General features: G+C 54.8%; 20 protein-coding genes. 15 read left to right on the top strand and 5 right to left on the bottom strand.

Features of this window, described 5'->3' with window-relative positions:
* Positions 1 to 17: 17 nt before the first annotated feature.
* Entirely contained in the window at positions 18 to 596 is a 579-nt protein-coding gene (locus ACOTX7_RS02100; protein WP_006809883.1) for a lipoprotein, read from the bottom strand.
* Positions 597 to 899: 303 nt separating this feature from the next.
* Here ACOTX7_RS02100 and bolA point away from each other — a divergent pair, with 303 nt between their 5' ends.
* From bolA to ACOTX7_RS02145, 9 genes are all read left to right on the top strand, one after another.
* Positions 900 to 1,217 (top strand): transcriptional regulator BolA, encoded by a 318-nt coding sequence (bolA, locus tag ACOTX7_RS02105; protein WP_006809882.1) that lies wholly within the window; start codon positions 900 to 902, stop codon positions 1,215 to 1,217.
* A gap of 331 nt (positions 1,218 to 1,548) precedes the next feature.
* Positions 1,549 to 2,847 (top strand): trigger factor, encoded by a 1,299-nt coding sequence (tig, locus tag ACOTX7_RS02110; protein ID WP_006809881.1) that lies wholly within the window; start codon positions 1,549 to 1,551, stop codon positions 2,845 to 2,847.
* Positions 2,848 to 3,107: 260 nt separating this feature from the next.
* A complete protein-coding gene (gene clpP / locus ACOTX7_RS02115) occupies positions 3,108 to 3,731 on the top strand; it encodes an ATP-dependent Clp endopeptidase proteolytic subunit ClpP (RefSeq protein ID WP_006809880.1) in 624 nt (207 codons plus the stop codon).
* Between the two features lie 127 nt (positions 3,732 to 3,858).
* Complete coding sequence (clpX, locus tag ACOTX7_RS02120; RefSeq protein WP_006809879.1) at positions 3,859 to 5,133, top strand: ATP-dependent protease ATP-binding subunit ClpX; 1,275 nt, start codon at positions 3,859 to 3,861, stop codon at positions 5,131 to 5,133.
* 184 nt (positions 5,134 to 5,317) lie between these two features.
* The gene (lon, locus tag ACOTX7_RS02125; protein WP_006809878.1) at positions 5,318 to 7,672 is read left to right on the top strand and encodes an endopeptidase La; all 2,355 of its coding nucleotides are present in this window, start codon (positions 5,318 to 5,320) and stop codon (positions 7,670 to 7,672) included.
* A gap of 210 nt (positions 7,673 to 7,882) precedes the next feature.
* Positions 7,883 to 8,155 (top strand): nucleoid-associated protein HU-beta, encoded by a 273-nt coding sequence (gene hupB / locus ACOTX7_RS02130; protein ID WP_002444653.1) that lies wholly within the window; start codon positions 7,883 to 7,885, stop codon positions 8,153 to 8,155.
* A 212-nt stretch (positions 8,156 to 8,367) separates the two neighbouring features.
* A complete protein-coding gene (ppiD, locus tag ACOTX7_RS02135; protein WP_205924321.1) occupies positions 8,368 to 10,239 on the top strand; it encodes a peptidylprolyl isomerase in 1,872 nt (623 codons plus the stop codon).
* A gap of 148 nt (positions 10,240 to 10,387) precedes the next feature.
* Positions 10,388 to 10,768: a helix-hairpin-helix domain-containing protein gene (locus ACOTX7_RS02140; protein ID WP_221256987.1), complete on the top strand. Its 381-nt coding sequence runs from the start codon at positions 10,388 to 10,390 to the stop codon at positions 10,766 to 10,768.
* A gap of 97 nt (positions 10,769 to 10,865) precedes the next feature.
* A complete protein-coding gene (locus ACOTX7_RS02145; protein WP_213828349.1) occupies positions 10,866 to 11,264 on the top strand; it encodes a YbgC/FadM family acyl-CoA thioesterase in 399 nt (132 codons plus the stop codon).
* Between the two features lie 62 nt (positions 11,265 to 11,326).
* Here ACOTX7_RS02145 and queC read toward each other — a convergent pair whose 3' ends face one another.
* Positions 11,327 to 12,022 carry a 7-cyano-7-deazaguanine synthase QueC gene (gene queC, locus ACOTX7_RS02150; RefSeq protein WP_045142053.1) on the bottom strand — a complete coding sequence of 232 codons (696 nt, stop codon included), beginning with the start codon at positions 12,020 to 12,022 and terminating at the stop codon, positions 11,327 to 11,329.
* 66 nt (positions 12,023 to 12,088) lie between these two features.
* The gene (locus tag ACOTX7_RS02155; protein WP_221256988.1) at positions 12,089 to 13,789 is read right to left on the bottom strand and encodes an SgrR family transcriptional regulator; all 1,701 of its coding nucleotides are present in this window, start codon (positions 13,787 to 13,789) and stop codon (positions 12,089 to 12,091) included.
* 101 nt (positions 13,790 to 13,890) lie between these two features.
* Here ACOTX7_RS02155 and cof point away from each other — a divergent pair, with 101 nt between their 5' ends.
* Positions 13,891 to 14,709 (top strand): HMP-PP phosphatase, encoded by an 819-nt coding sequence (cof, locus tag ACOTX7_RS02160; RefSeq protein ID WP_221256989.1) that lies wholly within the window; start codon positions 13,891 to 13,893, stop codon positions 14,707 to 14,709.
* A 40-nt stretch (positions 14,710 to 14,749) separates the two neighbouring features.
* On the opposite strand, the gene ACOTX7_RS02165 is transcribed toward cof, so the two are convergent.
* Complete coding sequence (locus ACOTX7_RS02165; protein ID WP_205921340.1) at positions 14,750 to 15,796, bottom strand: PLP-dependent cysteine synthase family protein; 1,047 nt, start codon at positions 15,794 to 15,796, stop codon at positions 14,750 to 14,752.
* A gap of 115 nt (positions 15,797 to 15,911) precedes the next feature.
* On the opposite strand from ACOTX7_RS02165, the gene ACOTX7_RS02170 reads away from it, so the two are divergent.
* From ACOTX7_RS02170 to amtB, 5 genes are all read left to right on the top strand, one after another.
* Positions 15,912 to 16,370: an Lrp/AsnC family transcriptional regulator gene (locus tag ACOTX7_RS02170; RefSeq protein ID WP_015571267.1), complete on the top strand. Its 459-nt coding sequence runs from the start codon at positions 15,912 to 15,914 to the stop codon at positions 16,368 to 16,370.
* A 30-nt stretch (positions 16,371 to 16,400) separates the two neighbouring features.
* Positions 16,401 to 18,155 (top strand): SmdA family multidrug ABC transporter permease/ATP-binding protein, encoded by a 1,755-nt coding sequence (locus ACOTX7_RS02175; RefSeq protein ID WP_221256990.1) that lies wholly within the window; start codon positions 16,401 to 16,403, stop codon positions 18,153 to 18,155.
* The gene (locus ACOTX7_RS02180) at positions 18,148 to 19,929 is read left to right on the top strand and encodes a SmdB family multidrug efflux ABC transporter permease/ATP-binding protein (protein WP_221256991.1); all 1,782 of its coding nucleotides are present in this window, start codon (positions 18,148 to 18,150) and stop codon (positions 19,927 to 19,929) included. The genes ACOTX7_RS02175 and ACOTX7_RS02180 overlap by 8 nt, the downstream gene beginning before the upstream one ends.
* 211 nt (positions 19,930 to 20,140) lie before the next feature.
* A complete protein-coding gene (glnK, locus tag ACOTX7_RS02185; RefSeq protein ID WP_006809867.1) occupies positions 20,141 to 20,479 on the top strand; it encodes a P-II family nitrogen regulator in 339 nt (112 codons plus the stop codon).
* 35 nt (positions 20,480 to 20,514) lie between these two features.
* Complete coding sequence (gene amtB / locus ACOTX7_RS02190) at positions 20,515 to 21,801, top strand: ammonium transporter AmtB (RefSeq protein WP_032673626.1); 1,287 nt, start codon at positions 20,515 to 20,517, stop codon at positions 21,799 to 21,801.
* Between the two features lie 97 nt (positions 21,802 to 21,898).
* Here the strand turns inward: amtB and tesB are convergent, their stop codons facing one another.
* Complete coding sequence (gene tesB, locus ACOTX7_RS02195) at positions 21,899 to 22,759, bottom strand: acyl-CoA thioesterase II (RefSeq protein ID WP_047355304.1); 861 nt, start codon at positions 22,757 to 22,759, stop codon at positions 21,899 to 21,901.
* Positions 22,760 to 22,945: the final 186 nt, after the last annotated feature.

Raw genomic sequence — 22,945 nt, forward strand, 5'->3', positions numbered from 1 at the left:
CGGGTCAGTCAGCAGGATTAACGGGCGTTCTGCTTGATGAAGTCGTGAATGCTGGTGTCCTGTGCCATGTCGGCAATGGTATCCGTCAGCACGCTGTTAACCGCGTCAGCGATATTTTTGTTGGAGGCCTGGAATGCGCCTTCAACGGAATAGCTTGCACGGTAGTTTTTGTTCATTTTGTTGCCGTTCTTCGCGGTAGCGATGATGGCGATATCGGCTTTGGTCGCAATGTTGTAGCGAACGTTACCCTGGGAGACGTCAGCGTACAGGTTGTTCACGATGATTTGCAGGTCAACCGCGCCGCTTGGGCCAATCATGTAGCCACGGGAGGTCATCTGTTTCTCGAGTACTTCCTGCAACAGGAAGCGCAGGTCGCGGGAGGCGGTCAGCGTCACCTGCTGGTTGTCGCGGGTCACTTTCGCCAGTGCCTGGTCCTGACGCTGATCGGCGCCGTTAATGCTGACCGTGACGCCCATCAGGCTTGGATCCTGCTGAGGCAGGGTAATTTTTGGTGAAACGTCAATGGTCGTTGGCGGGGTCGCGCAACCAGCGAGCATAAAGAGTGCTACCAACGGAAAGAAGATTTTTTTTAACATTTTCGGGTTCTCAACGAATCGTAAGCAAAGAGAGAAAAATTGCCGCCATCATAACATCGCCAACGGCCAGGGGAAGTGGTCAACGCATGTAAATTCATCGCCTTGTCTGAAAACTGACCAGCTGTCCGCTTTTCTTTGCCTGTAAGTGACAAAACGTATGAACCTCATAGTGAACTTCATTCGTTTGGATGAGAAAATCAGACGAAAGCTAAATATTTGTTGTCAAGGTGTAATGGAACCGGTAAAAGCGGCTAATATTTAAAGGGATGGGTGACATCTTAGCGTTGTCGGAGGAGTGATTTCATGATGATACGTGAACAGATAGAAGAAAAATTAAGGGCAGCGTTCAACCCTGTGTTTCTCGAAGTTGTCGACGAAAGCTATCGTCATAACGTGCCGGCAGGTTCTGAAAGCCACTTCAAAGTGGTTCTGGTCAGTGATCGCTTCACGGGAGAACGTTTCCTGAACCGACACCGCTTGATCTACAGCACCTTGACGGATGAACTCTCCACAACCGTACATGCGCTGGCGCTGCATACCTACACCATTAAGGAATGGGAAGGGCTACAGGATACGGTATTCGCATCACCGCCTTGTCGGGGTGCAGGCACCATCGCCTGATAAATCGGATTTGCAACCGCCGGAGTTTTTCCAGTATGTTGCTTACAGATTTCGTCAAAACGGCCTTCGGGCCGTTTTGTTTTGTCTGAGTTTTGAGCGGATGGCGCGTTTTTAAGGCTAAAAATAGCCTTAAAGTGTGAAAAAAGCCGCAGCAACATGCTCCAACCGTTCTCGACTCACCTAAGTGATGCCGCTATAATGCCGCGTCTTATTGAATGTCTTCGGGATGATTCTGGCGACAGGGAATGTGAATCTGCACATAAGAGAGCATCCCGGTATAACAGACAGATTCAGAGTTGACCGAGCACTGTGATTTTTTTGAGGTAACAAGATGCAAGTTTCAGTTGAAACCACTCAAGGCCTTGGCCGCCGTGTAACGATTACTATCGCTGCTGACAGCATCGAAACTGCTGTGAAAAGCGAGCTGGTCAACGTAGCAAAAAAAGTACGTATTGACGGCTTCCGCAAGGGCAAAGTACCAATGAATGTTGTTGCTCAGCGTTATGGCGCTTCCGTGCGTCAGGATGTGCTGGGTGAACTGATGAGCCGCAACTTTATCGACGCGATCATCAAAGAAAAAATCAATCCAGCTGGCGCACCGAACTACGTTCCGGGCGAATACAAGCAGGGCGAAGACTTCACCTATTCTGTAGAGTTCGAAGTGTACCCGGAAGTTGAGCTGAAAGGTCTGGAATCAATCGAAGTTGAAAAACCGATCGTTTCCGTGACCGATGAAGACGTTGACGGCATGCTGGATACCCTGCGTAAGCAGCAGGCGAACTGGAAAGAGAAAGAAGGCGCTGTTGACGCGGAAGACCGCGTAACCATCGACTTCACCGGTTCAGTAGACGGCGAAGAGTTCGAAGGCGGTAAAGCGTCTGATTTCGTACTGGCGATGGGCCAGGGTCGTATGATCCCAGGCTTCGAAGACGGTATCAAAGGCCACAAAGCGGGCGAAGAGTTCACCATCGACGTGACCTTCCCTGAAGAGTACCACGCTGAAAACCTGAAAGGTAAAGCAGCGAAGTTCGTCATCAACCTGAAGAAAGTGGAAGAGCGCGAACTGCCAGAACTGACTGAAGAATTCATCAAGCGTTTCGGCGTGGAAGATGGTTCAGTTGCGGGCCTGCGTGCCGAAGTGCGTAAAAACATGGAACGCGAGCTGAACGGCGCTGTACGTAACCGTGTGAAGTCTCAGGCGATTGAAGGTCTGGTGAAAGCGAACGACATCGACGTTCCAGCGGCCCTGATCGACAGCGAAATCGACGTTCTGCGCCGTCAGGCTGCACAGCGTTTCGGCGGCAACCAGCAGCAAGCGATGGAACTGCCACGCGAGCTGTTTGAAGAGCAAGCGAAACGCCGCGTTGTTGTTGGCCTGCTGCTGGGCGAAGTGATTCGTACCCACGAGCTGAAAGCTGACGAAGAGCGTGTGAAAGGCCTGATCGAAGAGATGGCTTCTGCATACGAAGATCCATCAGAAGTGATCGAGTTCTACGGTAAGAACAAAGAGCTGATGGACAACATGCGCAACGTCGCACTGGAAGAGCAGGCTGTTGAAGCGGTACTGGCGAAAGCGAAAGTAACCGAAAAAGAGACCTCTTTCACCGAACTGATGAACCAGCAGGCGTAATTTCGCCCCAACGGTTTAAAGTTTGAACAAAAAACCCGTTGCCCTCCGGCGACGGGTTTTTTTTATCACAGCTTTAGTCCTGGAAGGGTGCTAAAACGCCCTTTCAGTGTTAGCGTTACAACAAAACGTTGTTATGCTTGAAATAGGGCGTGGCGACCCCCATTAGTATGTAATCACGATGATTGAGACTGGCTGATAATCCGTCCATAAGGTTACAATCAGTACAGCAGGTGTTTTCAATTTTGAACCAGGAGACGGAAATGTCATACAGTGGCGAACGAGATAACTTTGCACCCCATATGGCGCTGGTGCCAATGGTTATTGAACAGACCTCACGCGGTGAGCGTTCTTTCGATATCTATTCCCGTCTGCTCAAGGAACGCGTTATCTTTCTGACCGGCCAGGTGGAAGACCATATGGCTAACCTGATCGTGGCGCAGATGCTGTTCCTGGAAGCGGAAAACCCGGAAAAAGACATTTACCTGTACATTAACTCGCCGGGCGGTGTGATTACGGCGGGCATGTCTATTTATGACACCATGCAATTCATCAAGCCGGATGTCAGCACCATTTGTATGGGGCAGGCGGCATCCATGGGTGCCTTCCTGTTAACCGCAGGGGCGAAAGGTAAGCGTTTCTGCCTGCCTAACTCCCGCGTGATGATTCACCAGCCGCTGGGTGGTTACCAGGGCCAGGCGACGGATATTGAAATCCACGCCCGTGAAATTCTGAAAGTAAAAGCGCGCATGAATGAACTTATGGCGCAGCATACGGGTCAACCTCTCGAGCAGATCGAGCGCGATACCGAGCGCGATCGCTTCCTCTCTGCACCAGAGGCAGTTGAGTACGGCTTAGTCGACTCCATTTTGACCCATCGTAATTGATGCCCGCGACGCGAGTGTGCCGCTATACTAAGGTAGGGCGGCACGTTGCCTGGAAGCAGCTTGCGTCTGAGAATGGCATTTGCGTCGTCATGTGCGGCACATAGAACTTAAAAAGAGGTTTGGACTCATGACAGATAAACGCAAAGATGGTTCGGGCAAACTGCTGTACTGCTCTTTTTGCGGCAAAAGCCAGCATGAAGTGCGTAAACTGATTGCCGGGCCGTCCGTGTATATCTGCGACGAATGCGTCGATTTATGTAACGACATCATTCGCGAAGAGATTAAAGAAGTCGCGCCGCACCGTGAGCGCAGCGCGTTACCAACGCCACACGAGATTCGCCACCACCTGGACGACTATGTCATTGGTCAGGAGCAGGCGAAAAAAGTGCTGGCGGTGGCGGTATACAACCACTACAAACGTCTGCGTAACGGCGATACCAGCAATGGCGTAGAACTGGGCAAAAGTAACATTCTGCTGATTGGGCCGACCGGTTCCGGTAAAACCCTACTGGCGGAAACGCTGGCGCGCCTGCTGGATGTTCCGTTCACTATGGCGGATGCCACCACCCTGACCGAAGCCGGTTATGTGGGTGAAGACGTTGAAAATATTATCCAGAAGCTGCTCCAGAAGTGCGATTACGACGTACAGAAAGCCCAGCGCGGGATCGTCTATATCGATGAGATCGACAAAATCTCTCGTAAATCAGACAACCCGTCCATCACCCGTGACGTATCGGGCGAAGGCGTGCAGCAGGCGCTGCTGAAGCTGATTGAAGGTACGGTTGCGGCGGTGCCACCGCAGGGTGGACGTAAACATCCGCAGCAGGAATTCTTGCAGGTTGATACCTCCAAGATCCTGTTTATCTGTGGTGGTGCGTTTGCAGGCCTGGATAAAGTGATCTCTCATCGTGTGGAAACCGGCTCCGGCATTGGTTTTGGCGCAACGGTGAAAGCCACGTCTGAAAAACCAAATGAAGGCCAGCTGCTGGCGCAGGTTGAACCGGAAGATCTGATCAAATTCGGTTTGATTCCGGAATTTATCGGCCGTCTGCCGGTTGTGGCGACCCTGAACGAACTGAGCGAAGACGCGCTGATTCAGATCCTGAAAGAGCCGAAAAACGCGCTGACCAAGCAGTATCAGGCGCTGTTCAATCTGGAAGGCGTTGAGCTGGAATTCCGTGACGAAGCGCTGGACGCGATTGCCAAGAAAGCGATGGCGCGTAAAACCGGTGCCCGTGGCCTGCGTTCTATCGTGGAAGCCGCGCTGCTCGACACCATGTACGATCTTCCTTCCATGGAAGACGTCGAAAAAGTGGTGATCGATGAGTCCGTCATTGGTGGCCAGACCAAGCCGTTACTGATTTACGGTAAACCGGAAGCGCAGCAGGCATCTGGCGAATAATTCACCATTTCATACAATCAGTTAATCAAAAAGGGGGGATTTTATCTCCCCTTTACTTTTTCCGTATTCATGGCGTTGAATGTATGGGAAACATCCCCATATACTGGATTACATGTTAATGGTTGTGTGAAGCACAGTTACATGACCAGTTTACCTGGCGGACACTAAACTAAGAGAGAGCTCTATGAATCCTGAGCGTTCTGAACGCATTGAAATCCCCGTATTGCCGTTGCGCGATGTGGTGGTTTATCCGCACATGGTCATACCCTTATTTGTAGGGCGGGAAAAATCTATCCGTTGCCTCGAAGCCGCCATGGATCATGATAAAAAAATCATGTTGGTCGCGCAGAAGGAAGCATCAACGGATGAGCCGGGTGTAAACGATCTTTTCACCGTCGGGACCGTGGCCTCTATTTTGCAGATGCTGAAGCTGCCAGACGGCACCGTGAAGGTGCTGGTGGAAGGCCTACAGCGTGCGCGTATTACCACTCTGTCAGACGATGGCGAGCACTTCTCTGCGAAGGCAGAGTACCTTGATTCCCCGGAACTTGATGAGCGCGAGCAGGAAGTGCTGGTACGCACCGCGATCAGCCAGTTCGAAGGCTACATCAAGCTGAACAAGAAAATCCCACCTGAAGTGCTGACGTCGCTGAACAGCATCGACGATCCTGCACGTCTGGCGGATACCATCGCCGCACACATGCCGCTGAAGCTGGCTGACAAACAGTCCGTGCTGGAAATGTCCGACGTTAACGAACGTCTGGAATACCTGATGGCGATGATGGAGTCTGAGATCGATCTGCTCCAGGTTGAGAAGCGCATTCGCAACCGCGTCAAAAAGCAGATGGAAAAATCGCAGCGTGAGTACTATCTGAACGAGCAAATGAAAGCCATTCAGAAAGAGCTCGGCGAGATGGACGACGCACCGGATGAAAACGAAGCGCTGAAGCGTAAGATCGACGCGGCGAAGATGCCGAAAGAGGCGAAAGAGAAAGCCGAAGCTGAGTTGCAGAAGCTGAAAATGATGTCTCCAATGTCGGCGGAAGCGACCGTTGTACGTGGCTACATCGAGTGGATGGTGCAGGTTCCGTGGAATGCCCGCAGTAAGGTCAAAAAAGACCTGCGTCAGGCCCAGGAGATCCTGGATACCGACCACTACGGCCTGGAACGTGTGAAAGACCGCATTCTTGAGTACCTCGCGGTACAGAGCCGTGTAAACAAAATTAAAGGCCCAATCCTGTGCCTGGTAGGACCGCCAGGGGTAGGTAAAACTTCTCTGGGGCAGTCCATTGCCAAAGCGACCGGACGTAAATACATCCGCATGGCGCTGGGTGGCGTGCGTGATGAAGCGGAAATCCGCGGTCACCGTCGTACCTATATCGGTTCGATGCCGGGCAAGCTGATCCAGAAGATGGCGAAAGTGGGCGTCAAAAACCCGCTGTTCCTGCTCGATGAGATCGACAAAATGTCGTCGGACATGCGTGGCGATCCGGCGTCGGCGCTGCTGGAAGTGCTTGATCCAGAGCAGAACGTCGCATTCAGCGATCACTATCTGGAAGTCGACTACGACCTGAGCGATGTGATGTTCGTCGCGACCTCCAACTCCATGAACATTCCAGCGCCGCTGCTGGATCGTATGGAAGTGATCCGTCTGTCCGGCTATACCGAAGACGAGAAGCTGAACATCGCTAAGCAGCACCTGCTGCCGAAGCAGATTGAGCGTAACGCGCTGAAAGCTAACGAGCTGACCGTTGAGGACAGCGCCATTGTCGGCATTATTCGTTACTACACCCGTGAAGCGGGCGTGCGTAGTCTTGAGCGCGAAATCTCAAAACTGTGCCGTAAGGCGGTAAAACAGCTGCTGCTGGATAAGAGCCTGAAACACATCGTGATTAACGGCGACAACCTGCATGCGTACCTGGGCGTTCAGCGCTTCGACTACGGTCGCGCGGACAACGAAAACCGCGTTGGTCAGGTGACCGGTCTGGCATGGACGGAAGTGGGCGGCGATCTGCTGACCATCGAAACCGCCTGTGTCCCGGGCAAAGGTAAGCTGACCTACACCGGTTCGCTGGGTGAAGTGATGCAGGAGTCCATCCAGGCGGCGCTGACCGTGGTGCGCGCGCGTGCGGAAAAACTGGGTATCAACCCGGATTTCTACGAAAAACGCGACATCCACGTTCACGTTCCGGAAGGAGCGACGCCGAAAGATGGCCCAAGCGCGGGTATTGCCATGTGTACGGCGCTGGTTTCCTGCCTGACAGGTAACCCGGTTCGTGCGGATGTGGCCATGACCGGTGAAATTACGCTGCGTGGTCAGGTACTGCCAATCGGCGGGTTAAAAGAAAAACTGCTGGCGGCACACCGCGGTGGGATCAAAACCGTATTGATCCCTTACGAAAATAAACGCGATCTGGAAGAGATTCCGGACAACGTTATTGCTGACTTGCAGATCCATCCGGTGAAACGCATTGAGGAAGTTCTGACTCTCGCACTGCAAAATGAACCGTCAGGAATGCAGGTTGTAACCGCAAAATAGTGACCTCGCGCAAAGAGCGCCAATAAAAACAAGGCTGGTAAGTCATTTCGTACTTGCCAGCCTTTTTTTGTATAGCTAATTTAGATTGCTGATTGAGTTAGCCATCAACAACGGGTGTTGTAAGGTCATAGCAGGACTGATATAACTGCTGCGCGGTCGCGCTGTGAAGGATTCAGGTGCGATATAAATTATAAAGAGAGGAAGAGAACAGTGAATAAATCTCAACTGATTGACAAAATTGCTGCGGGTGCTGATATTTCTAAAGCTGCAGCTGGACGTGCTTTAGATGCTTTAATTGCTTCTGTTACTGAATCTCTGCAAGCTGGAGACGACGTTGCACTGGTAGGCTTCGGTACTTTTGCGGTTAAAGAGCGTGCAGCCCGTACTGGCCGCAACCCTCAGACCGGTAAAGAGATCACCATTGCTGCCGCTAAAGTGCCGGGTTTCCGTGCAGGTAAAGCGCTGAAAGACGCAGTAAACTGATTGCTTTCCCGCTCCAGGGAAGCTGAAAAGTACAAGGGCGCATCGTTTGATGTGCCTTTTTTGTTTGTCCAGACCTGATTTGTGCGAGTTTATGCGAGTTGTGGGCTGACAATTGCCCTGTTTTCTTGTCACAATACGCCTTTACGCGCGACGGTCAGGATTTTCCGTCAGCGTCAGGTAACCAGTCACCTACAGCGGAGTGTTGTTACACCATGATGGACAGCTTACGCACGGCTGCTAACAGTCTCGTGCTCAAGATTATTTTCGGTATCATTATCGTGTCGTTCATATTGACCGGTGTGAGTAGTTACCTCATCGGCGGTGGCGCGAACTACGCCGCAAAAGTGAATGGCCAGGAAATTAGCCGTGGGCAGTTCGAGAACGCTTTTGCTGGTGAACGTAACCGCATGCAGCAACAGCTGGGCGACCAATACTCTGAACTTGCAGCCAACGAAGGCTATATGAAAAACCTGCGTCAGCAGACGCTGAACCGCCTTATCGACGAAGCGCTGCTGGATCAGTACGCGAAAAGCCTCGGTCTGGGCATCAGCGATGAGCAGGTTAAAAAAGCCATCTTCTCGACGCAGGCTTTCCAGTCGAATGGGAAATTCGACAACGCGCGTTACAACAGCATTGTTAACCAGATGGGTATGACGGCTGACCAGTACGCTCAGGCGCTGCGTAACCAGTTGACCACGCAACAGCTGATCAACGCTGTGGTGGGCACAGATTTCATGCTGAAAGGCGAAACTGAAGAGCTGGCGGCCCTGGTGGCGCAGCAACGCGTGGTGCGCGAAGCGACGATTGATGTCAACGCACTGGCGGCGAAACAGCAGGTTAGCGACGCTGAAGTTAATGCTTACTACGAGCAAAACAAGAACAACTTCATCTCGCCGGAACAGTTCCGCGTAAGCTACATCAAGCTGGATGCAGCTGCGATGCAGGAAAACGCGACTGACGCGGAGATCCAGTCTTATTACGACCAGCATCAGGATCAGTTCACCCAGCCGCAGCGTAACCGTTACAGCGTGATCCAGACCAAAACGGAAGCAGAAGCGAAAGCCGTACTGGACGAGCTGAACAAAGGCGCTGATTTCGCCACCGTCGCGAAAGCAAAATCCACCGACATTATTTCTGCCAAAAACGGCGGTGATATGGGCTGGCTGGAAGCGTCCACTACCCCTGACGAGCTGAAAAATGCAGGCCTGAAAGAGAAAGGTCAGCTGTCTGGTGTGATCAAATCCTCCGTTGGTTTCCTGGTGGCACGTCTGGACGATGTCGTGGCGGCGAAAACCAAGCCGCTGGCTGACGTTCGTGATGATATCGCTGCGAAAGTGAAGCAGGAGAAAGCGCTGGACGCCTTCTATGCACTGCAACAGAAGGTGAGCGATGCCGCAAGCAACGATAACGAATCACTGGCGGGCGCTGAGCAGGCTGCGGGTGTGAAAGCGGTTGAGACGGGCTGGTTCAGCCACGAAAACCTGCCGGAAGAACTGAACTTCAAACCGGTTGCAGATGCCATCTTCAATGGTGGTCTGGTAGGTGAGAACGGTACGCCGGGCAGTAACTCCGACATCATTACCGTTGACGGTGACCGTGCGTTCGTACTGCGCGTCAGCGAGCACAAAGCCGAGGCAGTGAAACCTCTGGCGGAAGTGAAAGATCAGGTAGTGGCGCTGGTGAAACACAACAAAGCGGCACAGCAGGCAAAACTGGATGCAGAGAAAATTCTGGCCGATCTGAAAGCCGGTAAGAACGATGCGCTGAAAGCGGCTGGCCTGAGCTTTGGCGAAGCCAAAACGTTGAGCCGTACCGGTCAGGATCCTGTCAGCCAGGCGGCGTTTGGTCTGAGCCTGCCAGCGAAAGACAAACCTGTCTTTGGCACCACAACCGATATGCAGGGTAACGTGGTTCTTCTGGCGCTGGATGAAGTGAAAGCCGGTACGCTGCCAGAGGCGCAGAAGAAGGCCATGGTTCAGGGAATTACCCAGAACAATGCCCAGATTGCCTTCGAAGCGATGATGAGCAACCTGCGTAAAGAAGCCAAAATCAAGCTGGGTGATGCGGTCACTCAGGAGCAATAATTACGTATCTGCTCGCAGATTTTCGTAACGCTCTGCAAAAACTAAAGGCCGCTTTCGCGGCCTTTTCCATTTCTGCAATCTGCTGTTTGTCCCTGTTTTCCCGTGCGGCTATCGTGGCGTGGCTGTCAACAAACAAGGAGAAAACAGCATGAAATGTGGAATCAAAGCACTGTTAATTACACTGGCTATTGCCACTTCCGGGATGAGTGCGAGTGCGCTGGCGGCGACACCTGCGGCTAAAGCGCAGGCTGCACAAAACCAGGCGGAGGCAACATCACAAGGTCATGGCAAAGCCAACGCGACGGCCAGCCCGAAAGCGGCCGAAGAGGAAGGTACGCGGGTCAGTATCAATACTGCGTCCGCAGAAGATCTGGCTCGCGTAATGAACGGCGTGGGTCTCAAAAAAGCGCAGGCCATCGTCAGCTATCGTGAAGAGTATGGTCCTTTCAAAACCCTTGACGATCTCAAGCAGGTGCCGGGTGTGGGCAGCGCGCTGGTTGAGCGCAATCTCGCACACTTGACGCTGTAATCGCGTAATCACTTGCACTGCGGCAAAAATTTGCCAGGATAAAGAGGTCATACCAGTTATGACCTCTGAACCTATAACAACGAAAGGCTATTGCGCTATGCAGACACAAATCAAAGTCCGTGGTTATCACCTCGATGTCTATCAGCACGTCAATAACGCCCGCTATCTTGAATTTCTTGAAGAGGCGCGCTGGGACGGTCTGGAGAACAGTGAAAGTTTCCAGTGGCTGACCGCACACAACATCGCGTTTGTGGTCGTCAATATCAACATTAACTACCGCCGCCCGGCCGTGCTGGGGGATGTGCTTACCGTAACCAGTGAGGTCCAACAACTGAATGGCAAAAGCGGCGTGCTGAGTCAGATCGTTACGCTGGATCCTGAAGGGCAGGTGGTGGCCGATGCGCTGATCACCTTTGTTTGTATCGATCTCAAAACGCAGAAAGCGTTACCGCTGGAAGGGGAGTTGCGCGAAAAGCTGGAACTGATGATCGCGTAAGAAATGTTCAGGAATAACCGTGCTGTCGCCACTTACCGTTCGACAGCACGGTCAGGTCGCCCTTATTTCAGGCCGGTTTTTTTCTGCATCGCGGCCATCACGCCCGCTTTATCTGCAAGATAATGATTCAGCCCGTTCGCGCGCAGGTTACAGGCGGCACACTGTCCGCAACCGTCCCCTTTAATGCCGTTGTAGCAGGTCAGGGTCTCATTGCGAACGACATCCAGCTTGCCCCAGTAGTCGGCCAGCGCCCAGGTTTCGGCTTTATCCAGCCACATCAGCGGCGTTTCGAAGCGGGTCTCTTTTGCCATTCCCAGATCGACGGCGTGATTGAGTGCTTTCACGAATTCATCCCGGCAGTCCGGATAGCCTGAGAAGTCGGTCTCACACACGCCCGTGATCACCGCTTCGGCTTTCACCTGGTAAGCATAGATCGCCGTCAGGGTCAGGAAGAGAATGTTGCGGCCCGGTACGAAGGTGTTCGGAATGCCGCTGGCATCCGGTTCGTAATCAGGCACTGGAATGCTGTCGCGGGTGAGGCTGCTGACGGCCAGTTCATTTAACAACGTCACGTCCAGCACTTTATGAGCGCGGGCGCCCAGTTTCAGGGCCAGTTCACGAGCGACATCGATTTCAGCGCGATGACGCTGACCATAATCAAAAGTGACGCAGTGAACTTCATCATACTGGTGAAGCGCCTGAATCAGGCAGGTTGTGGAATCTTGTCCTCCGCTGAACACGACGACAGCACGTTTCATAGATCATCTCGACAGTTACAGTAAAAGCGTCATGTTAACGCCTGGCTAAAGCGGCGACCAGCTTCTTCACGCGTTTGGGGGAGGAAGCCAGGCTTCGGTGAAGTCAAACCAGCCGCGGGTGTTAAGGCGTATCCCGTTGACGCCCGGAGGCGCGCTGATTTGATACTGGTAGTTAAAAAGCGGCGTCAGGACGGCTGTCTCCATTAACCGACTGAAGATAGCCTGTAGTCCTGCGTGTCGATCCCGATCGTCCGCCTGCGTCTGCACCGCATCCAGCGTGGCCTGCAAATGGGCGTATGCCGGTGCGCTCAGCAGATGAGGCCAGAGTGCATCGCAGCGGAGCCACTGCTCAAGGGTGTACGCTGGCGCTTCGCCGATCAGTCTGTCTCCCATCATAATGTCTGCATCGGCAAGCTGCTGGCATCCGTCCCACGTCTTGGCGTCGTGAAAGATGACGGTCAGTTCACAACCCTGTCGCGCAAGGTATTCTTTTAACTGGCTGGCCATGGTGTGAAGCTCAACCGGCAGGTGGTAAACCAGCGTCAATGTCTCTGGCAGCGCAACGTCGGTTAAATCAGGCCATTGGGGGATCGCCCAGCCGGGAAGCAGTTCCTCGGTAGGGGTGATAAGCCCTTCGTTCAGGGGAAGCGTGTGCAGAAGCGTTGAGAGATGAATGATATTAATCAGCCGCTTTGCCTGTAGCTCGCTCAGACGCGGACTCTGCTTCAGCGTGAGGTAACAGAAGCCGAGGCTGGTGCTGTTACTCACCAGCCGCAGACTGGCCAGCTCGTCGGCCTCGCCAATGGCGATTTGCACCGGGTGGCGACAGCTGGTGCCCAGACTGTAGTCAAAAAGCTGCGGCGTGATCCAGTACTCGATAGCCTTAAGCAACGGATGGCTGAGGTGATATTGATCATGGCTTTCCAGACGCACCAGCTCAGGCTCAAAAACGCTTAGCCGGAAGGGACCGCTGCCCACCACGGGGTACTCAGGATGCGCCAGACGACTACAGTAGGTTGCCAGCCTGTGCGCCAGCCAGTAATCAGGTTGATGCAGAATAAACGTCAGGCACTGCGGATGCGTGGTTTCGATACACTGGACGCTGCGAAAAAGCGTGCCCATGCCGGGCTGGGATAACAGCGCCGTCAGGCTTTGCCGGAGCTGTACCGTCTCTATTTTATCGCCGTTATGCCAGTGCAGGGTGGAGCGGATGTAGAAATGCCAGCGCAGGCCGTCAGCAGAGACTTCCCAGTGATGCGCCAGATCGCCAGTGGGTTCACTGCTGTTACCATTGAAACGGGTCAAACCAGAGAATACCTGTCCCGCCAGATGCTGCTCCGCCCGGCCAGGTAAAAACCCCGGCTGAAGCGGCTCCAGCGAGCGATAGTAGGGAATACGCAGCGTCGGCGTATCGTTCTGCCACTGCCCGCCCATAAAAGGATGCAGCAGCGATCGCAAGTCTTCAGGCGCGAGCTGGGCCAGCTCCAGCGCATTGTGCTGCTGGCCACTTTTCAGAGCGGCTTCCATCATCGTATTACGCAACGAGTCCGGGGTGACGTGAAAGCGTAATTCCCCACGCTTTCCTCGGCCGGACCGGGCATGCCAGCTTAGCCAGCCCGCCTCCTGTGCCTGACGCAGCAGGGTGCGTACATGTCGCTCGCTGCAAAAGCAGCGGCTGGCAAGTTCACTGATGGTCACCTGCTGCGGCGCGCCGGCGGAGGGATGCCACAGACGTTGATACTGGTTAAGACGGTTAAGCTGGCGCATGGAAAACCCGGAACAATAATTATCATCTATTCACTATTACTTCCGTATATCTCACGTAATACTGGTGCACAAGTTAACCGCATCACATTTCGGGAGTAATCATGGCTCGGCTCGCTGCATTTGATATGGACGGCACGCTGTTAATGCCGGATCACCGTTTAGAAGAGCAAACCCTGAACACACTTAAGCGCCTGCGCGAGCGTGAAGTCACCCTGACGTTTGCCACTGGTCGTCATGTGCTGGAGATGCGCCATCTGCTGGGAACATTTTCCCTCGAGGCGTTCCTGATCACCGGCAACGGGACGCGCATTCACTCCGTCGACGGCGATGTGCTGCACCGTCAGGATCTGAATCCGGAAGTGGCGGACATTGTCCTGCACAGCCCCTGGGATACGCAGGCCAGCGTGCATGTTTTTAACGATGAAGGCTGGTTTACCGGGCGTGAGCTTCCGGACTTACTGCACGCTCACGTCTACAGCGGCTTTAAATATCAGCTAATCGATTTGCGCCGTATTCCGGCACACAAGGTGACCAAGATCTGCTTCTGTGGCGATCACGACGATCTCTGCCGCCTGCGTATTCAGCTTAATGAGGCGCTGGGCGACAGGGCGCACCTGACCTTCTCGGCGGTGGACTGTCTTGAAGTGCTGCCGGTGGGCTGTAATAAAGGTTCCGCTCTCGCGGTGCTGAGCGATCATCTGGGGCTGACGATGCAGGACTGTATGGCCTTTGGCGATGCCATGAACGACCACGAGATGCTGAGCAGCGTTGGCCGTGGGCTGATTATGGGGAACGCGATGCCGCAACTTATCGCCGCGCTCCCGCATTTACCGGTTATCGGGCACTGTCGTAACGAAGCCGTGTCCCATTTTTTGACGCATTGGCTGGACAAAAATAACCTCCCATATTCCCCCGAATAGTGAGATCCTTCCAGCAAGCCAGGCTAAAGCCTGGCTTTTTTTATTTCACCAGCTGCGAAATCTGCGCTTTCCACGGTTCAACATCGCCAATATTGGCCTGTACCCAATCTGGGTTGTAATAGGTGTCCAGATAGCGCTCTCCGCTGTCGCACAGCAGCGTGACGACAGATCCGGTACGGCCTTCGTCACGCATCCTCGCGGCCAGCTGTAGCGCGCCCCACATATTGGTGCCGGTGGAAGCCCCGACTTTACGGCCAAGCTGTGTCTCCAGCCAGTGCGCCGTCGCGACGCTGGCGGCGTCCGGCACGCGGAGCATCTCATCCACAACGTCCGGAATGAATGAGGGTTCGACGCGCGGACGGCCAATCCCTTCGATCTTGCTACCCACTGGGCTGCGCAGGCTGGCATCCCGGGATTGCCAGTAATCGAGGAATACCGAGTTCTGCGGGTCAACCACCATCAGCTGCGTATCATAACCCTGGCAGCGGATATAACGTCCGATGGTGGCGGAGGTTCCGCCCGTGCCCGCGCTCATGACAATGTAAGCGGGGACGGGGTGCGGCTCGTGGGTCATCTGGCGGAAAATGCTGTCCGCAATGTTATTATTGCCCCGCCAGTCGGTGGCGCGCTCGGCGAAGGTGAACTGGTCCATATAATGGCCATTCAGTTCGCGGGCCAGCATTTCGGAGGCCGCATAGATTTCGCAGGCGCTTTCCACAAAGTGGCAGCGTCCGCCGTAAAATTCGATCTGTTCGACTTTACGTTTCGCCGTGCAGGCAGGCATGACGGCGATAAACGGCAGACCGAGCAGGCGGGCAAAATAGGCTTCGGAGACGGCAGTTGAGCCGGACGACGATTCAATAATCGTGGTGCCTTCTTTAATCCAGCCGTTACATAAACCGTATAAAAAGAGTGAACGCGCCAGGCGATGCTTCAGGCTGCCGGTAGGATGAGTGCTTTCATCCTTCAGGTAAAGCTGGATGCCGGGAAATCCAGGCAGAGGCAGGCGGATCAAGTGGGTGTCTGCCGAGCGCTGATAGTCGGCATTTATTTCGCTGATGGCATGTTTAACCCAGGTGCTATTCATCGTAGTTATCCGTTTGTCATTTTGTGCCCAGCATAGCGAAAAGCACAGAAAAAATTGTTGCTATCTGGCCTTTAAAATAGAATGTAAGGAGAATAATTTTCTCTGCGAGGTGAGTATGCTAGATAAAATTGACCGCAAGCTTCTTTCTTTGCTGCAAAGCGACTGCACCCTCTCTTTGCAGGCGCTGGCAGATGCCGTTAATCTGACCACCACACCATGCTGGAAGCGCCTCAAGAAGCTGGAAGATGACGGCATTCTGCTGGGACGGGTGGCGTTGCTGGATCCCGAAAAACTGGGGCTTGGACTGACCGCTTTCGTCCTGATAAAAACGCAGCATCACAGCAGCGAATGGTACTGCCGCTTCGTCACCCAGGTTTCCGATATGCCCGAGGTGCTGGGCTTCTGGCGCATGGCGGGGGAATATGACTATCTGATGCGCGTTCAGGTGGCAGACATGAAGCGCTACGATGATTTTTACAAGCGGCTGGTCAATAGCGTACCGGGCTTGTCCGATGTCACCTCCAGTTTCGCCATGGAACAGATTAAATACACCACAGCATTACCCATTGAATAACTTCATAAAATACCTTCAGGAAAATACCGCGTGCGATTATTTGCCCAATTAAGCTGGTACTTCCGTCGGGAGTGGCAACGCTACCTCGGCGCGGTGGCCCTGCTTATTATCATTGCCATCCTGCAACTGATCCCGCCCAAAGTGGTGGGATACGTCGTGGATGGCGTCACGGAACAACATTACACCGCTGTACGGGTGATGATGTGGGTCGGTACGCTGGTGCTGACGGCCGTGGTGGTTTACCTGCTGCGTTATGTCTGGCGCGTGCTGCTGTTCGGCGCGTCCTATCAGCTTGCCGTTGAGCTGCGCGAGGATTTTTATCGTCAGCTGAGCCGCCAGCACCCTGAGTTTTATCTGCGTCACCGTACCGGGGATCTCATCGCCCGCGCCACTAACGACGTGGATCGCGTGGTGTTTGCCGCAGGTGAAGGGGTATTAACGCTTGTGGATTCCCTGGTAATGGGCTGTGCGGTACTGATTGTCATGTCTACGCAAATTAGCTGGGAGTTGACGCTGCTGGCGCTGTTGCCGATGCCGCTGATGGCGCTGGCGATTAACCGCTACGGCGAGCAGTTGCATGAACGCTTTAAGCTGGCGCAGGCGGCGTTCTCGTCGCTGAACGATCGCACCCAGGAGAGCATGACCAGCATCCGCATGATTAAAGCGTTTGGTCTGGAGGACAGGCAGTCCGCGCTGTTTGCCGCAGACGCCGCCGACACCGGTGCGAAAAACATGCGCGTGGCGCGTATCGACGCCCGTTTCGATCCAACCATTTATATTGCGATTGGCATGGCGAACCTGCTGGCGGTGGGCGGCGGCAGCTGGATGGTGGTGCGAGGCACCATGACCCTCGGGCAGTTAACCAGCTTTGCGATGTACCTCGGGCTGATGATCTGGCCGATGCTGGCGCTGGCCTGGATGTTTAATATCGTTGAACGCGGGAGCGCCGCTTACAGCCGCATCCGCGCCATGCTGGCGGAAGTGCCGGTGGTGAACGATGGCAGCGAGCCAGTACCTGAAGGTCCGGGAATCCTGAAGGCGGATATTCGCGCCTTTATCTACCCGCAAACGGAACACCCGGTGCTTGAAAACGTCGGCTTCACGCTGCGTCCAGGTCAGATGCTGGGCATCTGCGGCCCGACGGGGGCCGGAAAAAGTACCATTCTGTCACTTATTCAGCGTCATTTTGACGTGAGCGAGGGCGATATCCGCTTCCACGACGTTCCGCTGCCGCGCCTGCTGCTGGATGACTGGCGCAGCCGTCTGGCGGTCGTCAGCCAGACGCCGTTTTTGTTTTCAGACACCATTGCCAACAATATCGCGCTCGGGTGCCCGACGGCAACACAGGACCAGATCGAGCACGTGGCGCGCTTAGCCAGCGTGCATGAGGATATTCTGCGTCTGCCGCAGGGCTACGATACGGAAGTGGGTGAGCGGGGCGTTATGCTCTCCGGCGGACAAAAACAGCGTATCTCTATTGCCCGCGCGCTGCTGCTGAACGCTGAGATCCTGATTCTGGATGATGCGCTTTCGGCGGTTGACGGGCGTACTGAACATCAAATTCTGCATAACCTTCGCCAGTGGGGGGAGGGGCGCACGGTCATCATCAGCGCACACCGTCTGTCGGCGCTGACAGAAGCCAGTGAAATTCTTGTGCTTCAGCATGGGCATATTGCTCAGCGTGGTCAGCATGATCAGCTTACCGGGCAGACCGGATGGTATCGGGATATGTACCGCTATCAACAGCTTGAAGCCGCGCTGGATGAGGAGGTCGCCGATGCGTAAGTTTGGACAGATGTGGCCGACGCTAAAACGCCTGCTCGCCTATGGCTCACCGTGGCGTAAACCGCTTTCCATCGCTGTACTGTTGCTGTGGATCGCCGCGATTGCGGAGGTCACCGGTCCGCTGCTTATTAGTTATTTCATCGATAACATGGTGGCGAAAAGCTATCTGCCGCTGGGGCTGGTGGCGGGGCTGGGCGTGGCGTATGTCGGGCTACAGCTGACGGCGGCGGGGCTGCACTACGCGCAATCGCTGCTGTTTAACCGGGCCGCCGTGGGCGTGGTTCAGCAGCTACGCACGGATGTGATGGATGCCGCGCTGCGCCAGCCGCTGAGCGAGTTTGATACTCAGCCGGTCGGGCAGGTCATTTCGCGCGTCACCAATGACACCGAGGTGATCCGCGACCTCTATGTAACCGTTGTCGCAACGGTTCTGCGTAGTGCCGCGTTGATTGGCGCGATGCTGGTCGCGATGTTCAGCCTGGACTGGCGAATGGCGCTGGTGGCGATCACCATTTTCCCGGCGGTGCTGATTGTGATGGTGATTTACCAGCGCTACAGCACGCCGATTGTTCGTCGTGTGCGCGCTTACCTCGCAGATATCAATGATGGCTTTAACGAAGTGATCAACGGCATGAGCGTTATCCAGCAGTTTCGCCAGCAGGCGCGTTTTGGCGAGCGAATGGGGGAGGCCAGCCGCTCGCACTATATGGCGCGGATGCAGACGTTACGTCTGGACGGCTTCCTGTTACGTCCGCTGCTGAGCCTCTTCTCTGCGCTGGTGCTCTGCGGGCTGTTGATGCTGTTTGGCCTGACGACGCGCGGAACCATTGAGGTGGGGGTGCTGTACGCGTTTATCAGCTACCTTGGCCGCCTTAACGAACCGCTGATCGAACTCACCACGCAGCAATCGATGCTGCAACAGGCGGTGGTCGCGGGCGAGCGCGTGTTCGAGCTGATGGACAGGCCGCGTCAGACCTATGGCAATGACGAACGCCCGCTGGAAAGTGGAACCATAGCGTTTGATCATGTCTCGTTTGCCTACCGCGACGACCAGCTGGTCTTGCAGGATATCAACCTTGAAGTGCCGTCGCGCGGTTTTGTCGCCCTGGTTGGGCATACCGGCAGTGGCAAAAGCACGCTCGCCAGTTTGCTGATGGGCTACTATCCGTTGACGCAGGGGGAGATCCGTCTGGACGGACGGCCTCTCGCCTCGCTTAGCCACAACGCGTTGCGTAAGGGCGTCGCGATGGTGCAGCAGGATCCGGTCGTGCTGGCCGATACCTTCTACGCCAACGTCACGCTGGGTCGGCCCTTTACGCAGGAGCAGGTCTGGGACGTGCTGGAAACGGTGCAGCTGGCGGATCTGGCGCGCGGGTTAACTGAGGGGATCAATACCCGGCTGGGGGAGCAGGGCAACAACCTCTCTGTCGGGCAAAAGCAACTTCTTGCGCTGGCGCGCGTGCTGATTGAGACGCCGCAGGTACTGATCCTGGATGAAGCGACCGCAAGCATTGACTCCGGCACCGAGCAGGCGATCCAGCAGGCGCTGGCTGCCGTGCGGGATCGCACCACGCTGGTGGTGATCGCCCACCGCCTCTCAACGATCGTCGATGCCGATACCATTCTGGTGCTGCACCGTGGCCAGGCCGTTGAACGGGGCACGCACAGAGCGCTGCTTGAGGCGAAAGGACGTTACTGGCAGATGTATCAGTTGCAGCTGGCAGGCGATGAGCTGGCCGCCAGCGTGCGCGAGGAAGAGTCACTCAGCGCCTGATGCACCATAACAAGGCAATGCGCTAACAGTCATAACCGTTGGTGCAAAACTGAAACGCACCCTGCACTGCCATGGTGCGTTTTTTTTCACCCCTTCTCGATATCTGCGCGCTGCGCCGCTTTCCTGCTCACATTTCAGTTCTGGCACACCCTTTGCAATATCCCTTTCGTGTTAGCTGCGGCCATTACCGAATTCTGACTGGAGGGGATATATGAAGCTGGTTACGGTGGTAATCAAACCATTCAAACTCGAAGACGTGCGTGAAGCGCTGTCTTCCATGGGTATTCAGGGACTGACTGTCACCGAAGTGAAAGGCTTTGGGCGTCAGAAGGGTCATGCCGAGCTTTATCGCGGGGCGGAATACAGCGTTAACTTCCTGCCAAAAGTGAAGATTGATGTGGCGATTGCCGACGATCAGCTTGATGAGGTGATTGATGTCGTCAGCAAAGCGGCCTACACCGGAAAAATTGGCGACGGCAAAATTTTCGTTGCCGAACTACAGCGCGTCATTCGCATCCGTACCGGCGAATCTGACGAAGCGGCGTTGTAAGTAACTCCTGGCACACAGTGATAGGGATCGAGAAAATGAAGATAGCAACAATGAAAACAGCTCTGGGGTCGCTGGCACTGCTGCCGGGCCTGGCAATGGCTGCACCGGCTGTGGCAGACAAAGCCGATAACGCCTTTATGATGATTTGCACCGCGCTGGTGCTGTTCATGACAATCCCTGGGATCGCGCTATTTTACGGCGGTCTGATCCGCGGCAAAAACGTACTCTCCATGCTGACGCAGGTTGCCGTCACGTTCGCGCTGGTGTGCGTGCTGTGGGTGGTTTACGGTTACTCGCTGGCCTTCGGAGAGGGCAACGCCTTCTTCGGCAACGTTAACTGGGCGATGCTGAAAAATATCGAGCTGACCGCGGTGATGGGCAGCTTCTATCAGTATATTCATGTCGCGTTCCAGGGCTCATTCGCCTGCATCACCGTGGGGCTGATTGTGGGCGCGCTGGCTGAGCGTATCCGCTTCTCTGCGGTACTGATTTTCGTGGTGGTCTGGCTGACGCTCTCCTATATCCCGATTGCACATATGGTCTGGGGCGGTGGTCTGTTAGCTTCTCATGGCGCGCTGGACTTTGCGGGCGGCACCGTTGTACACATCAACGCCGCGGTAGCCGGTCTGGTAGGCGCATACCTGATTGGCAAGCGCGTGGGCTTCGGGAAGGAAGCCTTCAAGCCGCACAATCTGCCGATGGTCTTTACCGGCACCGCCATCCTCTACTTTGGCTGGTTCGGCTTCAATGCGGGTTCAGCCAGCGCTGCTAACGAAATCGCCGCGCTGGCCTTCGTGAATACCGTGGTGGCAACCGCTGGCGCTATCCTTTCGTGGGTATTTGGCGAGTGGGCCGTCCGCGGCAAGCCATCGCTGCTGGGTGCCTGTTCTGGAGCGATTGCAGGTCTGGTGGGTATTACCCCAGCGTGCGGTTACGTGGGCGTAGGCGGTGCACTGCTGATCGGTATCGTCGCGGGTCTGGCGGGGCTGTGGGGCGTTACCGCACTGAAACGTGTTCTGCGCGTTGACGATCCGTGTGATGTGTTTGGCGTACACGGTGTATGCGGCATTATCGGCTGTATCATGACCGGGATCTTTGCTGCCCAATCTCTGGGCGGCGTAGGTTACGCAGAAGGCGTGACCATGATGCATCAGGTGCTGGTACAGCTGGAAAGCATCGCGATCACCGTTGTCTGGTCCGGTGTTGTGGCCTTTATCGGTTACAAACTGGCTGATATGACCGTTGGACTGCGCGTGCCTGAAGAGCAGGAGCGCGAAGGCCTGGACGTCAACAGCCACGGCGAGAATGCGTATAACGCCTAATAAACAGCAAAACGGTAACCTTTGGTTGCCGTTTTTTAATGTTTATTCCCTCTCCTTGTGGGAGAGGGCCAGGGGGAGGGCATCAGGCCGCACAACATCATCCGCGATTACGCATCACGCCTTCCTGCACGGTAGACGCCACCAGCACGCCATCCTGCGTATAAAACTCTCCGCGCACAAATCCTCGCGCACTTGAGGCAGACGTACTCTCCACGCTGTAAAGCAGCCACTCATTCATGTTGAACGGGCGGTGGAACCACATGGAATGATCAATCGTTGCCACCTGCATCCCTTTTTCCAGGAAGCCCACGCCGTGCGGCTGTAGTGCCACTGGCAGGAAGTTGAAATCTGAGGCGTAACCCAGCAGATACTGATGTACGCGGAAATCTTCCGGTACGGTCCCGTTGGCCCGGATCCACACCTGGCGTTTCGGCTCGGCGGCGTGGCCTTTCATCGGGTTGTGGAACTCGACAGGGCGGATCTCCAGCGGTTTATCGCAGAGAAATTTCTCTTTAACCTGCGGCGGAAGAAGATGCGCCAGCGCGCGGGCAATCTCGGTTTCCGATTTCAGATCGTCCGGTGACGGGGCAGGCGGCATCATTTTTTGATGCTCATAGCCCGGCTCTGGCGCCTGGAACGAGGCGGTCATGTAGAAGATGGGTTTGCCATGCTGGATGGCCGCCACGCGACGGGCGCTGAAGCTTTGGCCGTCACGCAGAACTTCCACGTCGTACACAATCGGTTTAGCGCTGTCACCGGGGCGTAAAAAGTAGCTGTGAAACGAGTGCACCAGACGGTCTGCCGGGACGGTCTCCTTTGCGGCATACAGCGCTTGCCCCACGACCTGGCCGCCAAAAACCTGGCGTAAACCTAAATCTTCGCTCTGTCCGCGAAAAAGCCCTTCTTCTATTTTTTCCAGGTTCAGCAATGTCAGCAGATTGTTCAGTGCCTGACTCATAGTGGTCCTCAATAAACGCCGTGGCGAAAGATACGCTGATTATAACGCAGAAATGAAAGTGGTCCGATGGGTAGAATAATCTTAATATCCGGACGAAATTAGGCATAAATCCGTGATTTGTGCCACACTTGTATTCGTTGTGTGAATAAAACGACATCAGATGGGATCGATCCCGCTGGTGCATTG

It is taken from the genome of Enterobacter cloacae complex sp. IR5418, from assembly GCF_049238105.1.
Classification (GTDB): domain Bacteria; phylum Pseudomonadota; class Gammaproteobacteria; order Enterobacterales; family Enterobacteriaceae; genus Enterobacter; species Enterobacter hormaechei.

Excerpts from the sequence above, each read along its gene's own strand:
- ACOTX7_RS02100 (WP_006809883.1), bottom strand. The coding sequence starts at position 596 with ATGTTAAAAAAAATCTTCTTTCCGTTGGTAGCACTCTTTATGCTCGCT.
- bolA (WP_006809882.1), top strand. The coding sequence starts at position 900 with ATGATGATACGTGAACAGATAGAAGAAAAATTAAGGGCAGCGTTCAAC.
- tig (WP_006809881.1), top strand. The coding sequence starts at position 1,549 with ATGCAAGTTTCAGTTGAAACCACTCAAGGCCTTGGCCGCCGTGTAACG.
- clpP (WP_006809880.1), top strand. The coding sequence starts at position 3,108 with ATGTCATACAGTGGCGAACGAGATAACTTTGCACCCCATATGGCGCTG.
- clpX (WP_006809879.1), top strand. The coding sequence starts at position 3,859 with ATGACAGATAAACGCAAAGATGGTTCGGGCAAACTGCTGTACTGCTCT.
- lon (WP_006809878.1), top strand. The coding sequence starts at position 5,318 with ATGAATCCTGAGCGTTCTGAACGCATTGAAATCCCCGTATTGCCGTTG.
- ppiD (WP_205924321.1), top strand. The coding sequence starts at position 8,368 with ATGATGGACAGCTTACGCACGGCTGCTAACAGTCTCGTGCTCAAGATT.
- ACOTX7_RS02140 (WP_221256987.1), top strand. The coding sequence starts at position 10,388 with ATGAAATGTGGAATCAAAGCACTGTTAATTACACTGGCTATTGCCACT.
- ACOTX7_RS02145 (WP_213828349.1), top strand. The coding sequence starts at position 10,866 with ATGCAGACACAAATCAAAGTCCGTGGTTATCACCTCGATGTCTATCAG.
- queC (WP_045142053.1), bottom strand. The coding sequence starts at position 12,022 with ATGAAACGTGCTGTCGTCGTGTTCAGCGGAGGACAAGATTCCACAACC.
- ACOTX7_RS02155 (WP_221256988.1), bottom strand. The coding sequence starts at position 13,789 with ATGCGCCAGCTTAACCGTCTTAACCAGTATCAACGTCTGTGGCATCCC.
- cof (WP_221256989.1), top strand. The coding sequence starts at position 13,891 with ATGGCTCGGCTCGCTGCATTTGATATGGACGGCACGCTGTTAATGCCG.
- ACOTX7_RS02165 (WP_205921340.1), bottom strand. The coding sequence starts at position 15,796 with ATGAATAGCACCTGGGTTAAACATGCCATCAGCGAAATAAATGCCGAC.
- ACOTX7_RS02170 (WP_015571267.1), top strand. The coding sequence starts at position 15,912 with ATGCTAGATAAAATTGACCGCAAGCTTCTTTCTTTGCTGCAAAGCGAC.
- ACOTX7_RS02180 (WP_221256991.1), top strand. The coding sequence starts at position 18,148 with ATGCGTAAGTTTGGACAGATGTGGCCGACGCTAAAACGCCTGCTCGCC.
- glnK (WP_006809867.1), top strand. The coding sequence starts at position 20,141 with ATGAAGCTGGTTACGGTGGTAATCAAACCATTCAAACTCGAAGACGTG.
- amtB (WP_032673626.1), top strand. The coding sequence starts at position 20,515 with ATGAAGATAGCAACAATGAAAACAGCTCTGGGGTCGCTGGCACTGCTG.
- tesB (WP_047355304.1), bottom strand. The coding sequence starts at position 22,759 with ATGAGTCAGGCACTGAACAATCTGCTGACATTGCTGAACCTGGAAAAA.